Annotated in this window: 13 protein-coding genes; 6 read left to right on the top strand and 7 right to left on the bottom strand. The window is 70.5% G+C overall.

Annotation, left to right across the window (positions count from 1 at the left end):
• Window positions 1-223 precede the first annotated feature (223 nt).
• Window positions 224-745, top strand: coding sequence for a hypothetical protein (locus B1729_RS08195; RefSeq protein WP_239539551.1), 522 nt, complete (start codon window positions 224-226; stop codon window positions 743-745).
• 236 nt (window positions 746-981) lie between these two features.
• Window positions 982-1,509 carry a hypothetical protein gene (locus B1729_RS08190; RefSeq protein ID WP_163631911.1) on the top strand — a complete coding sequence of 176 codons (528 nt, stop codon included), beginning with the start codon at window positions 982-984 and terminating at the stop codon, window positions 1,507-1,509.
• On the opposite strand, the gene B1729_RS08185 is transcribed toward B1729_RS08190, so the two are convergent.
• The 4 genes from B1729_RS08185 to B1729_RS08170 are packed head-to-tail and all read right to left on the bottom strand — an operon-like array spanning window position 1,428 to window position 5,825.
• Entirely contained in the window at window positions 1,428-2,783 is a 1,356-nt protein-coding gene (locus tag B1729_RS08185) for a DUF6716 putative glycosyltransferase (RefSeq protein WP_163631910.1), read from the bottom strand. The two genes, B1729_RS08190 and B1729_RS08185, sit on opposite strands and share 82 nt — an antisense overlap.
• Window positions 2,780-3,652 (bottom strand): N-acetylneuraminate synthase family protein, encoded by an 873-nt coding sequence (locus tag B1729_RS08180; protein WP_163619388.1) that lies wholly within the window; start codon window positions 3,650-3,652, stop codon window positions 2,780-2,782. The genes B1729_RS08185 and B1729_RS08180 overlap by 4 nt, the downstream gene beginning before the upstream one ends.
• Window positions 3,649-4,902 carry an acylneuraminate cytidylyltransferase gene (locus tag B1729_RS08175; protein WP_163619386.1) on the bottom strand — a complete coding sequence of 418 codons (1,254 nt, stop codon included), beginning with the start codon at window positions 4,900-4,902 and terminating at the stop codon, window positions 3,649-3,651. The genes B1729_RS08180 and B1729_RS08175 overlap by 4 nt, the downstream gene beginning before the upstream one ends.
• Entirely contained in the window at window positions 4,899-5,825 is a 927-nt protein-coding gene (locus tag B1729_RS08170; protein WP_163631907.1) for a hypothetical protein, read from the bottom strand. The genes B1729_RS08175 and B1729_RS08170 overlap by 4 nt, the downstream gene beginning before the upstream one ends.
• 237 nt (window positions 5,826-6,062) lie before the next feature.
• Between B1729_RS08170 and B1729_RS08165 the strand changes: the two genes are divergently transcribed.
• On the top strand, window positions 6,063-6,986 hold the full coding sequence (locus tag B1729_RS08165; RefSeq protein ID WP_163631904.1) for a 5'-3' exonuclease: 924 nt from the start codon (window positions 6,063-6,065) through the stop codon (window positions 6,984-6,986).
• Window positions 6,987-7,034: 48 nt separating this feature from the next.
• Here B1729_RS08165 and B1729_RS08160 read toward each other — a convergent pair whose 3' ends face one another.
• The 3 genes from B1729_RS08160 to trpD all read right to left on the bottom strand — a co-directional run bounded on the left by B1729_RS08160 (window position 7,035) and on the right by trpD (window position 9,720).
• Entirely contained in the window at window positions 7,035-8,036 is a 1,002-nt protein-coding gene (locus B1729_RS08160) for a PHP domain-containing protein (protein ID WP_163631901.1), read from the bottom strand.
• Window positions 8,037-8,055: 19 nt separating this feature from the next.
• The gene (locus tag B1729_RS08155; RefSeq protein ID WP_163619379.1) at window positions 8,056-8,544 is read right to left on the bottom strand and encodes an aromatic ring-opening dioxygenase LigA; all 489 of its coding nucleotides are present in this window, start codon (window positions 8,542-8,544) and stop codon (window positions 8,056-8,058) included.
• Window positions 8,545-8,658: 114 nt separating this feature from the next.
• Entirely contained in the window at window positions 8,659-9,720 is a 1,062-nt protein-coding gene (trpD, locus tag B1729_RS08150) for an anthranilate phosphoribosyltransferase (RefSeq protein WP_163619377.1), read from the bottom strand.
• A 187-nt stretch (window positions 9,721-9,907) separates the two neighbouring features.
• Here trpD and B1729_RS08145 point away from each other — a divergent pair, with 187 nt between their 5' ends.
• From B1729_RS08145 to B1729_RS08135, 3 genes are read left to right on the top strand one after another with little or no spacing between them, the layout of a single operon-like run.
• On the top strand, window positions 9,908-10,549 hold the full coding sequence (locus tag B1729_RS08145; protein WP_163619375.1) for a heme-copper oxidase subunit III: 642 nt from the start codon (window positions 9,908-9,910) through the stop codon (window positions 10,547-10,549).
• 20 nt (window positions 10,550-10,569) lie between these two features.
• Window positions 10,570-11,373 carry a cytochrome c gene (locus B1729_RS08140; protein WP_163619373.1) on the top strand — a complete coding sequence of 268 codons (804 nt, stop codon included), beginning with the start codon at window positions 10,570-10,572 and terminating at the stop codon, window positions 11,371-11,373.
• A 37-nt stretch (window positions 11,374-11,410) separates the two neighbouring features.
• On the top strand, window positions 11,411-12,490 hold the full coding sequence (locus tag B1729_RS08135; RefSeq protein ID WP_163619371.1) for a Rieske 2Fe-2S domain-containing protein: 1,080 nt from the start codon (window positions 11,411-11,413) through the stop codon (window positions 12,488-12,490).
• Window positions 12,491-12,497: the final 7 nt, after the last annotated feature.

The following is a 12,497-nucleotide window of genomic DNA, read 5'->3' as shown; positions in this document are numbered from 1 at the left end:
CTGGATGCATTGCTCAGCGGGATCACGTTCCCGCTCCGCGCACCCCACGGCGATGCGTCGCCGGGCCCACTCCTCGTGCCCTACCCGAAGGGCACGAGGGGCGGTCCCATCGGCCCGCCCCGAAGCCGGCGATCCGCACCCCCCGGGCGTGATCGCCGGCTTCACCTGGCTCCGCTGTGGATAACTCGGTCGGCGGCTCGGCACCACCGGTTAACGTGGGGGCGTGAGGACTCGGGTCACGGCTGCGGCGCTCGGCGCTCTCATGATGCTGACGCTCGCAGGCTGCACCACGCCGGAGCCTATGGACCCGACGCCCACACCGACGTCTGCGTTCGCCAGCGAGGAGGAAGCGTTCGCGGCTGCGGAGGCTACGTACCGGGCTTACGCCGCCGCAGAGAACGCCCGTCGTGAAGACCCCAACGCTCCCGACCCTCAGCTGTTCCTCACTGGAAGTGCGCTTGAGAACCACATCGACAGCCAACGCCGCTTTGATGAGCTTGGCGTTCATCTTGTGGGTGACAGCGTCGTAACGGCATTTGATGGGCAGAGCACATCAAGCGACCTGAGGCGAGTCATCGCCGTCGTGTGCCTCGACTCGAGCGCAGCGCGACTTCTCGATTCTGCGGGCAACGTCGTCACGCCGGAAGATCGGGACGCGACGCTCGCGCTCGAAGCATCCCTGAAGTTCGTTGGCGATGCATTTCTGATCACAGACAGTGAGATCGCAGGCGACAGCTCATGCTGATCCCTGCTGTCGCCATCCTGATCGCGCTTTCCTCGTCTCCGTCACCCACTTCATCTGGCGACTGCAACTTTGCCGACGCGGCAGCGGGACTTTGCGGTCGAAACACGGGCGAGGTCGTCGAGATCATTGGGTCGAAAACGGAACAGGGCGGGCGCACACAACCGCAATCGGGACTCGATTCAAGCAACGAAGCACGGCGTGCCGAGCCCACGCCCCAACCGTGGGACTGCGGCCCGATGAACCGCTGCACAGGCGTCACCGTCGTGACCAACGCCGTCCCCGACGTCACCCTCGCCGACCTGGCGTCGTTCCGTCCCGCACCGCCGACCCTCGCCGGCGAGCCGGCGGGCTTCGGCGTCATGGGCATGCCGACGAACCTGCTGGCGTCGGCATCCGAAGAGCGCATCCCGGGCACCGTGCTCGGCTGGGATGTCACCGTGCGGTTCGTGCCGGTCGCCTACGTCTTCGACAACGGCGACGGCACCACGACGCGCACCGCCACGGGCGGGTCGCCCTGGACCAGCCTCGGGCAGGGGCAGTTCACCCCGACCGCGACCAGCCACGTGTACGGCGCGCGGGGGACGTACGGGGTGTCGGTGACGGTCGAGTACGCGGCATCCGTCGACTTCGGCAGCGGGCTGTGGCGACCCGTGCCGGGCGTGGTCCGCGCGGAGGCCGCCGGCTACGACGTGCGTGTCGTCGAGGTGCGCACAGCGCTGGTGGACCGCACGTGCGACGAGGATCCCACCGGCCCCGGCTGCTGAGTCTCGCCGGCGACGAGCCGGCGCGCGCGATTCACGAGGCGCACGGTCGTGCGCAGCGGAACGCCGACCACGTACGCGACCGCGCCGGCGGCCGAGGTGTCGCCGCGTCCGAGGGCGACCCTGCGCTCCCAGGCGTCGCGCAGCCCGCCGCCGCGACGGGCGAGTCCCGCCCGGGGCGGCAGGCGAGCGGCTGATCGCTGCGCCAGCAGCGCCTCGACGTGATCGGTCCAGTCGTCGGCCTCGGGGTGGTGGAAGTAGTTCTCGTCGAGCCATTCCGGATCGGGATGCCGGAACCGGCGCGCGACGACATCCTCCTCGCCCGCGAGGAGGTCCGCGTCGGCGAGGGTCTCGTTGATGAGCTGCGGCGAGACGCCGAACGTGTCGAGGGCGATGACGGGGATGCCGCGCGCGATCGCCTCGATCGCCGCGGTCGAGCTCACCGTCACCAGCCCCTCCGCCGTCGTCAGCGCGTCGCGCATCGGCCCGGTCGAGGTTACGAGGTTCGGCGGCAGCGGACCCAGTGACGCGAGCAGCTCGGTGTAGCCGTCCTGCTCGACGTGCGTCTGGTGCTCTCCGGTCGCTGCGCGCAGCTTCACCACGACCCGCCGCGACGGATCCGCCTGGGCGGCGCGGACCAGCATCCGGGCGATCCCGAGACGATCCGCGCGCTCGGCCGGCACCTTGGCCTGCGCCGCGAACACGAGGTCGCCGCCCGCCGGGCTCAGTGCGACCGCCCCACCGGCAGCCACCCGGGCGCCTCTGGCGAACGGCAGGGTGGCCAGCGCGTAGCGATGCGCGTACCCGGTGCGCACCGACAACGCCCCGAACTCCCGCAACTCGCGCCGCGAGTGCACCACGAACAGGTCGCTCTGCAGCCGGTAGACGACGGCGCGGCGGGTCGCCGGGATCGAGATGCCCGGCAGGCCCGTCACGACGACCGGCCGGTGCGGGAGCGCCGAGAGGTCGCGCGCGAGCACGCGCACGAGCGGACCCCGCGCTCCGATCACGACGACGTCGGCCCGCAGTTCGGCGAGACGCGCGGTCAGCCGGCCGTACGCGATCCTCTCCACGCGGTCTCGCGGAAGGCGGCTGCCGGCCAGGGCCGAGGCGAGCTGGGCGTCGCTGACCACAAGGGGCGTGTCGAGCACCAGCAGCGCGGCATCCCATCGCTGACCCACCCCGCCGAGGAGCGCCGCCGCCCACTTCACATACGAGTCCGTGTCGGCGATCGCGACGACGCGGGGCCTGCCGTCGGCGGGCGCGTGCGGACTCACGCGGGAACGCGGCGCAGCTTCGCCATGGGCGCGAGCTCACCGGGGTACACGCGCTTGACGCCGTCGCCGAGTGCCGCCTCGATGACGCGGATGTCGCGCACCAGGTGCTGCAGGCCGGCAGGTTCGAGCGAGGCGGCGTGGTCCGATCCCCACATCGTGCGGTCGAGGGTGATGTGCCGCTCGACGGCGACGGCGCCGAGCGCGACGGCGGCCAGCGAGATCTGCAGCCCGCGCTCGTGCCCCGAGTAGCCGACGGGCACACCCGGGTAGCGATCGCGCAGGGTCGGGATCATGCGGATGTTCGCCTCTTCCGGCTCCATCGGATACGTCGAGGTCGCGTGCATGAGCACGAGGCGGTCGGTGCCGAGCACCTGGATGGCCGCGTCGATCTGCTCGCTCGTCGACATGCCGGTCGACAGGATGACGGGCTTACCGGTCTCGCGCAGGGCGTCGAGCAGCTCGACGTCCGTAAGTGACGCTGATGCGACCTTGTGCGCGACGACGCCGAGGTCTTCGAGGAAGGCGACGCTGGGAACGTCCCACGGCGAGGCGAACCACTCGAGCCCGCGCAGCAGCGCGTGGTCCGAGATCTCGATGTACTGCTCGCGGTCGAACTCGACGCGGCGGCGGTAGTCGAGGTAGGTCATGCGCCCCCAGGGCGTGTCGCGCGGGATGTCGCGCATGTGCTCGGGCGTGGCGATCTCGGGCGTGCGCTTCTGGAACTTCACCGCGTCCGCACCGGCGTCGGCGGCGACGTCGATGAGCCGCTTGGCGAGCTCGACTTCGCCGTTGTGGTTCAGCCCGATCTCGGCGATGACGTACGCGGGGCGTCCGCCTCCGACGACGCGGGATCCGATGGTGACGGTCATGTTGCCTCCAGTGGTGCAGTGGGGTGATCGGTAGCGGGGTTCCGCCCGCCGGGTCGCTGAGCCTCGTGCAGGGCCGTGGCCGCGGACTGCCGCGCGGCGAGCACGCGCTCCGCGAGATCGCGCACCGCGCCGTCTCCGCCTCGACTGTCGAGGACGACGCGCGCGGCCGACAGGACGAGCGGGTGGGCCTCGGGCACCGCGATGGGCCACCCGACGAGTTCGAGGCAGGCGAGGTCGTTGACGTCGTTGCCGAGGTAGGCGATCCGCGACAGCGGGATGCTGTGGTCCTCCGCCCACTCCCGCAGCACTGCGGCCTTGTCCGCGGCGGCCTGCCGCACGTCGACGCCCAGCTTGCGCGCGCGGGCGGCGACCACCGGGTTCGCCTCGGTCGAGAGGATGAGGAACGGGATGCCGGCGGCCCGCAGCAGCGAGACCCCCATGCCGTCCGACCGGCTCACGGTCACCGACTCGAGGCCGTTCTGGTCGACACGCACGGTGTCGTCGGTGTGCACCCCGTCGAAGTCGGTCACCACCGCGTCGACGGCGACGCCGCCATCGCCCCGAATGTCACGGTCGACGAGCGGCGCAAGGCGCCGTGCCAACTCCATCTCGTCGGGAGTGTCGATCTCGATCGCCGTGCGCGGTGCCACGCCGGCGATGCCGACGCTCCCGAAGAACCGGTGCTGTGCGGCCCGGAATCCCGCCGCACGCATGACGTAGAAGCCGCCGGTCTCGAGGTAGTGCGGCTCGCGATCCTGCCGGCGCGGTCGCACGTCGATCTCGTGGTTGATGGGCTCTGCGGCGTCGCCGAGGCCCTTCTCCCACAGGAAGCCGTACGTCTCCACCGCCGAGAAGACGCTGTCGCGCCGGCGGGATCGCACGAGCTGCACGGCGGCGGCGAGCGCATCGACGTCGATGAAGGGCGACGTCGCCTGCAGGAAGGCCAGCACGCCCACGTCGACCTTGCGCGCCTCGAGCGCGTCGAGCGCATGCAGCAGCGCCGTTTCGCTGGACGCCTGGTCACCCGACAGCTGCGCAGGCCGCTCGACGATCTCGGCGCCCCACTCGGCGGCGACCGCCGCGATGTCGGCGTCGTCGGTCGTCACGACGACCCTGTCGATGGCCGGGCACCGACGCGCCGCGTCGACGGCGCGCGCCACGAGAGGCACGCCCCCGACCCGCTGCAGGTTCTTGCGCGCAATGCCCTTCGAGCCGCCGCGGGCCGGGATGATGGCAACCGCCTCGCTCATGCGGCCGCCGTCCGTGCCGAGCGGCGTGCGGCGCCGTTCCGGCCCACATCCGTGAACACCCTCGCACCGGTGCCCGCGAGCACGAGCGGCAGCGTCGTGGTCGTGCTGGACGGAAGGGTGTGCACGTCGAGCGGATGCCGCGCCCCGGCCAGCACGAGTTCCACCGGCAGGCCGGTCCGGTGGATCCGCAGACCGGGGACCGTCGCGACCGCGTCCAGCTGCTCGGCGGTCTCGCGGCGATGCGGGAGGTACACGGCGCCGCCGGCCGCGGCATCCCGCACCCACCGCACGTAGTCGACCAGCATCATCCGTCCGTCGACCGGCAGCGCGCTGCCGAGCACGATGCGCCGTCCGAGCGCGGGCGCGGCGGGCGCGGTGGCGCGGGTCCACGAGAAATCGTGGCGACGGATGCCGAACCCGCGGTCGGCGAGGCCGTCGAGGCGGTCGGCGCCGAGGTCGAAGGCGGTGAAGATGGCGGCGCGTCGCGAGGCGGCGCGTCGATGCACGAGCTCGGCCGCGAACGGCGCGACGACAGTGGTGACGCCGCGCTCGGCGACATTCGGCCGCGCGTAGGGACGACGGCCGAGCAGCGCGTCGGCGTACGCGATCGCGTACGCGCCGTCGTCGAGGAATGTGACGCGGTGCGGGCGCAGCACGGCCGCGGCGAGGCGGAACTGGCCCGAGAACCCGTCGCCGACCAGCCAGTGGCCGTGACGGGCGAGAAGGCTCCACGGGATGCCGAGGTAGGGCGCAAGCTCACCGAAGCGCGCGCCGCGGGTGAGCAGCTCGTCGGCCGTGGCCGAGATCTGAGGCGTCAGCCGCCCGGCCACCGGCACCGTCCGTCCGTGCGACGCCGCCCACTCCGCGGCGCCGATCAGCTGCAGGGGCGACTCGACCCACGCCAGCACGTCTTCGCGACCCATGGCGCCTCCTCTCGCGACATTCCCTTACGGGGGCCCGGGGCTGGTCCTCATCACGGGCTCAGGGCTGCGCCCCCGCACAGCCCTGAGCCCGTGGGACTCCCGGTTGTCTCCCCACGGTGGGCGCGAGACGTGAACGAGACGGGTGCCGACGTGCGACCGGCATCCGTCGCGCAGGTGAACGGCAGGTGGCGCTCAGGTCGCCCGGCGGGCGTCGGAGCCGCATGCCAGGATGAACGCGTGACCGACCGCCTGATGCTGCTCGACTCCGCGTCCCTCTACTTCCGCGCGTTCTACGGGGTGCCCGACACGGTCCGCGCACCGGACGGCACGCCGGTCAACGCCGTCCGCGGATTCCTCGACATCATCACGCGGCTCGTGACGACCTATCGTCCGACCCATCTCGTGGCGTGCTGGGACGATGACTGGCGGCCGCAGTGGCGGGTCGACCTCATTCCCACCTACAAGACGCACCGCGTCGCCGAGGTTGTCGCCGGCGGCACCGACGTCGAAGAGGTGCCCGACCCGCTCGAGGTGCAGGTCCCGGTGATCCGCGAGGCGCTCGGCATCCTCGGCATCCGCATCGTCGGCGCCGCCGACCATGAGGCCGATGACGTCATCGGCACCCTGGCGACGACGGCGGCCATGTCGGTCGACATCGTCACCGGCGACCGCGATCTCTTCCAGCTCGTCGACGACGCCCGCGACGTCCGCGTCGTCTACACCGCCCGCGGCATGAGCAACCTCGAGGTTCTCACCGACGCCGCGGTCGTCGCGAAGTACGGCGTCCTCCCCTCGCAGTACGCGGACTTCGCCACCCTGCGCGGCGACTCTTCGGATGGTCTGCCGGGCGTCGCCGGGATCGGCGACAAGACCGCGGCCGGGCTGCTCGCGACCTACGGCGACCTCGCCGGGATCGTCGAGGCGGCAGAGCTCGGCGAGGGCATGGCCGCCGGGGTGCGGGCGAAGGTGCTCGCCGGCCTGCCGTATCTCGCCGTCGCTCCGCAGGTCGTCGCCGTCGTCCGCGATCTGCCGCTCGACGTGCCCGACCCGCGCCTGCGCCCTCTCGACGAGCGCGCGAAGACGGATGCCGCAGCCCTCGCCGAGCGGTGGGCGCTCGGCGCGGCCATGACCCGCATCATCGACACGCTCGACGCCGTCTGAGGAAGCGGTGACGCGCCGTCCGCCGGACAGTGCGGAACCGGCACCGGATCAGGCGCCGCGCTCGCGTCCTGTCCACTCACGCAGTCGCGACAGCGGCCACGTCGTGACGATGCGCTCGGGAGGCACTCCCAGGCGCTCCGCGCGCTCGGCACCGTAGTCGAGCAGCGACAGCTGCCCGGGCGCGTGCGCGTCAGAATCGATCGAGAAGAGGCATCCGATCTCCAGCGCGAGCGCCATCAGCTCGTCGGGCGGATCCTGGCGCTCGGGTCGGGAGTTGATCTCGACCGCGACCCCGTGCGCTTCGCACGCCTCGAACACCGCGCGGGCGTCGAACGTCGACGGCGGCCTCGTGCCCCGCGAACCCTCGACGAGCCGGCCCGTGACGTGGCCGAGCACATCCGTGTGCGGATTCGACACCGCCGCGACGAGCCGGCGGGTCATGGGTGCGCGTTCCATCCTCAGTTTCGAGTGCGCCGAGGCCACGACCACGTCGAGCCGATCGAGCATCTCGCTCTCCTGGTCCAGCGTGCCGTCCTCGAGGATGTCGACCTCGATGCCCGACAGCAGCGTGAACCCGTCGCCGCTCATCCCCGCCACGACGTCGAGCTGAGCGCGCAGACGCTCGGAAGAGAGGCCGTTGGCGACCCGCAGCCGTGGCGAGTGGTCGGTGAGCGCGAGGTACTCGTGGCCGAGCGCGCGGGCGGCATCCACCATGAGGTCTATGGAGGTGAGGCCGTCCGACCAGTCGCTGTGGGCGTGCAGATCGCCGCGCAGCAGCGGCCGCAGCGTCGAGGCGCGCTGCACGCCGGCACGCTCGCGCAGATCGACCAGGTAGCCGGGAACCTCGCCGCCCAGCGCCTGCTGGATCACCGCGAAGGTGGATTCGCCGATCCCCTTGCGCCGACGCAGAGCTGTGGAATCGCGCAGCTCTTCGTCGGTCAGTCCCTGGATGGCGTCGGCGGCCGCCCGGAACGCCTTCGACTTGTACCGAGACGACCGCTCCCGTTCGAGGAGGGTCGCGATCTCGCTGAGGGCGTCGTGGGGGTGCACGTCGGATATGGCCGCCTGATCAGACGACGTTCGCCCGCTTGATCACCACCGGCACGCTCGCAAGCCGGTGGATCGCCCAGCCGAACAGGATCGCGAGCACGCCCATGCCGGCCGCGAACAGCGCGACGCCGTACGCGACGATCGAGGTGAACAGCGAGGCTCGCAGGAACGACGCCTGCATCATCGTCGCGCGCACCGGGTCGTCCTGGTCGAGCTCGGCGTAGGTCTTGCCGCCGGATGCCTCGAGCGCGTGGTGGTTGATGATGTCAGCCTGCACGAAAGCGGTGAACGGGCCGGTCACCTGCTGACCCTGGAACGCCGCGGCGTCGTCCGGAATCGTGATGTTCTCGGCCGACAGCTGGTTGGTCACGCCGATCCACGCGATCACACCGACCACGATCAGCAGGATGCCGCCCACGATGCCGAGGATGCCGACCGCCTTCACGAGGCCGACCTTCTTCTCAGGCGGCTCGACCACGTCGGCGGTGCGGGGCTCTTCCTGGCTCATGCGTCCTCCTCGATCACGGGTGCGTTGTGGCACACGCTATCGGCGCCCTGCCGTGCGGCGGAAGACCGCGCGCCGTACTAAACCACACGCGGTGGAAAATCGGCGCGTCACCCGTCAGCGCGAGAGCGCCTTCGTGGTCTGGACCCAGCGCTCGAGTGTCGCCGTGGCCGCACCCGAGTCGATCGCGGCCGCCGCGGCGTCGCGCGCCTCGGCGAGGCGCTCGAGGATCGGCCGCTGCACCTCTGCGGCATCGCGGAACAGCCGGTAGGCGACGATGCCGGCGGCCGCGTTGAGCAGGACGATGTCGCGCACCGGACCCTCCTCGCCGCCGAGCACCCGGTGCACGACCGCGGCGTTGTGCGCGGGGTCGCCCCCGAGGAGATCGTCGATGTCGGCTACCGGGATGCCGAGGTCGCGCGGGTCGAGGTCGTGCTCGTGGATGTCGCCTCGGCTGACCTCCCAGAGCCTGCTGTGTCCGGTGGTGGTGAGCTCGTCGAGCCCGTCGTCGCCGCGGAACACCAGCGCCGTCGCGCCGCGTGTGCGGAACACGCCGGTGATGAGCGGCACGCGGTCGAGGTGCGCCACACCGACCGCGTTCGCCTCGGCGCGCGCGGGGTTGCAGAGCGGGCCGAGGAAGTTGAACACGGTCGGCACTCCCAGCTCGCTGCGCGTCGCGCCGGCGTGCTTGAAGCCGGGGTGGAACGCCGCGGCGAACGCGAACGTGATCCCCGCCCGCGAGAGCGTCTCGGCGACGGCGTCCGGTGAGAGCGCGAGATCGACGCCCAGCGCGCCCAGCACGTCGGAGGAACCCGATGACGAGCTGGCGGCCTTGTTGCCGTGCTTCACGACGGGAATCCCGGATGCCGCAGCCACGAGCGCCGCCATCGTGGAGACGTTGACGGTGCCGAAGCGGTCCCCTCCGGTGCCCACGATGTCGAGCACCGCCGCGTCGACCGGAAGCGGCAGCGCCGCCTCGAGGATGGCGTCGCGGAAGCCGACGATCTCGTCGACGGTCTCGCCCTTCGCACGCAGCGCCACCAGGAAGCCCGCCAGCTGGGACGGCGTGGCGCTGCCCGACATGATCTGCCGCATCGCCCACGTCGACTCCGAGACGCTGAGGTCGCGCCGCTCGAGCAGTGTCGTGAGGATTCCCGGCCAGGTGTACAGCTCCGCCATAACCGAGAAGCCTAGCCGGGCGCGCGAATCGGAACCCTTTCGTGACACGGGGTGCCGCCCCGCGCGATTCTGCGTCTTCACCACGTGTTCACGGCAGAGTCGCAGGGACCTCTTAGGTTGCCCTAAGTTCCCGGACGGGCAAAGAGATGCCCTCCGATGCGAAAATCGGGGGCCCGAATCGGCCATAATGGGGAGCGTGACGACCTCCACAGCGACCTACTCCCAGGCCATGCGGTCCGTCAAGCGGCCGGATCCGGTCGCTGTCGGAACCATCGTGTGGCTCGGCAGCGAGGTGATGTTCTTCGCCGGCCTGTTCGCGATCTACTTCACCCTGCGCAGCACCTCCCCCGAACTATGGGCCGAGAGCACGCAGCTGCTGAACGTTCCCTACGCGACCGTGAACACGATCATCCTCGTGCTGTCGTCGGTCACGTGCCAGATGGGCGTCTTCGCGGCCGAGCGATTCCAGCCGTACTCGCTGAAGAAGCGCGGCTGGCTCGGCTGGGGCATGGTCGAGTGGTTCTGGCTCACCTTCGCACTCGGTGCGATCTTCGTCTCGGGCCAGGTGTGGGAGTACGCCCAGCTCGTCGCCGAGGGCCTGCCGATCAGCGCGAACTCGTACGCGTCGGCGTTCTACCTCACCACGGGCTTCCACGCCCTCCACGTCACCGGCGGCCTCATCGCCTTCCTCCTCGTGATCGGTCGCGCGTACGCCGTCAAGAACTTCGGGCGCAAAGAGATGACCTCCTCGATCGTCGTGTCCTACTACTGGCACTTCGTCGACGTGGTCTGGATCGCCCTCTTCCTCGTCATCTACTTCCTCAAGTGAGAGCGGAGCTGTAACCCGACATGGCACGAGAGACCACGCGCCGCTCGAAAGGCCGCCGCAGCCCCTGGGCCGCAGCCGCACTGATCGGCATCGGCCTGCTCATCACCGGTGGCGTCTACGCCGGGGCATCCGCCGCGATGGCGGCGACGACGCCCGAGACGGTGACGAACTCCGCGCTCACCGTCGAAGACGGCGAGAAGCTGTTCCAGGCCAACTGCGCCACCTGCCACGGCCTGGATGTGGAGGGGACCGACGACGGACCGTCGCTGTACGGCGTCGGCGAGCTCGCCGTGCACTTCCAGATGAGCACCGGTCGCATGCCGCTGCAGATGCAGGGGCCCCAGGCCCCGCAGAAGCCGGTGCAGTTCACCGACGAGCAGATCGCCGCGATCGGCGAGTACATCCAGTCCATCGCCCCGGGCCCCAGCTTCCCGGACGACGAGGTGCTCGACGGCGAGGGCGATGCGTCGGAGGGCGGCGAGCTCTTCCGCATCAACTGCGCGATGTGCCACAACGTCGCGGGTGCCGGCGGTGCCCTCACCGAGGGCAAGTACGCCCCGAACCTGCACACCACGACCCCGCTCAACATGTACGCGGCGATGGTGACCGGGCCGCAGAACATGCCGGTCTTCAACGACTTGACGCTGACCACCGAAGAGAAGCGCGACGTCATCACCTACCTGCTCTACCTGCAGGAGAACGAGTCGCCCGGCGGATTCACGCTCGGCTCGCTCGGCCCCGTCTCGGAGGGCCTCTTCATCTGGATCTTCGGCATCGGCTCGCTGATCGCCATCACCGTGTGGATCACGGCGAAGTCCAACTGATCTACGTACGACACACGCAACACTGACGAGGAGCAGCATGGCCCACGAGGACGACCCGCTCGAGCACGAGAGGGCTTCCTGGAAGCCCTCCCCCGGGCTCGCCGTCGCGGTCCCCGACCCGGTGCACAACCCTGGCCTCCCTCCGCACCGCGAGCGGATGACCGACCAGGACCCGGCTTCGATGAAGCGCGCCGTGCGCGGCATCTACACGCTCTTCTACCTCTCGATCGCCGGCAGCATCTGGGCCATCGCGGCCTACATGCTGTTCCCGATCGAGAGCGGCCGGATGGTCGACATCCGCAACAACAACCTCTTCATCGGACTCGGCATCGCCTTTGCGCTGCTGGCCATCGGCGTCGCTGCGATCCACTGGTCCAAGGCGGTCATGTCCGACCGCGAGTTCGTCGAGCCCCGTCACGCCACGCGCGGACGCGACACGACGCGTGAAGCGGCCATCAAGGCCTTCGCCGACGCCGACGCGGAATCCGGCTTCGGTCGTCGTGCGATGGTCCGCAACTCGCTGATCGCCGCGCTCGTCGCGTCCGTCGTTCCGGGCGTCGTGCTCTTCCGGGGACTCGCGCCGTTCAGCTCTCCCGAGAAGCCGCACGCGGGAGACCCCGTGTATCTCCTCGAGCACACCATGTGGAAGGAAGGCATGCGCCTGGCGCACGACCCGTCGGGCGAGCCCATCCGTGCCGCGGACCTCACCCTCGGCTCCGCCGTCCACGTCATCCCCGAGGCCCTGGCCGAGGTGTCCCACAGCGACGGCTACCTCGAGGAGAAGGCCAAGGCTCTCGTGCTCCTCGTCCGCCTGCTGCCCGAGGACCTGGTCGAGTCCGAGGAGCGCAAGGAGTGGTCGTACAACGGCATCGTCGCCTACTCCAAGGTCTGCACCCACGTCGGCTGCCCGGTGGCGCTGTATGAACAGCAGACGCATCACCTGCTCTGCCCGTGCCACCAGTCGCAGTTCGACGTCACCGACCATGCCAAGGTCATCTTCGGCCCGGCCGCTCGCCCGCTGCCGCAGCTGCCCATCACCGTCGACGACGAGGGCTACCTCATCGCGAGGAGCGACTTCAACGAGCCCGTCGGCCCGAGCTTCTGGGAGCGTCATTGAGCACCTC

It is taken from the genome of Microbacterium sp. B35-04, assembly GCF_010634885.1.
Taxonomy (GTDB): Bacteria; Actinomycetota; Actinomycetes; order Actinomycetales; family Microbacteriaceae; genus Microbacterium.
This window is presented reverse-complemented; position numbering and strand designations above follow the sequence as displayed.

Bases quoted from the DNA above. Each gene is read 5' to 3' on its own strand.
- B1729_RS08170 (WP_163631907.1), bottom strand. From the start codon at position 5,825: ATGGGTCGCGAAGACGTGCTGGCGTGGGTCGAGTCGCCCCTGCAGCTG.
- B1729_RS08135 (WP_163619371.1), top strand. From the start codon at position 11,411: ATGGCCCACGAGGACGACCCGCTCGAGCACGAGAGGGCTTCCTGGAAG.
- B1729_RS08180 (WP_163619388.1), bottom strand. From the start codon at position 3,652: ATGACCGTCACCATCGGATCCCGCGTCGTCGGAGGCGGACGCCCCGCG.
- B1729_RS08175 (WP_163619386.1), bottom strand. From the start codon at position 4,902: ATGAGCGAGGCGGTTGCCATCATCCCGGCCCGCGGCGGCTCGAAGGGC.
- trpD (WP_163619377.1), bottom strand. From the start codon at position 9,720: ATGGCGGAGCTGTACACCTGGCCGGGAATCCTCACGACACTGCTCGAG.
- B1729_RS08145 (WP_163619375.1), top strand. From the start codon at position 9,908: ATGGGGAGCGTGACGACCTCCACAGCGACCTACTCCCAGGCCATGCGG.
- B1729_RS08190 (WP_163631911.1), top strand. From the start codon at position 982: ATGAACCGCTGCACAGGCGTCACCGTCGTGACCAACGCCGTCCCCGAC.
- B1729_RS08155 (WP_163619379.1), bottom strand. From the start codon at position 8,544: ATGAGCCAGGAAGAGCCCCGCACCGCCGACGTGGTCGAGCCGCCTGAG.
- B1729_RS08140 (WP_163619373.1), top strand. From the start codon at position 10,570: ATGGCACGAGAGACCACGCGCCGCTCGAAAGGCCGCCGCAGCCCCTGG.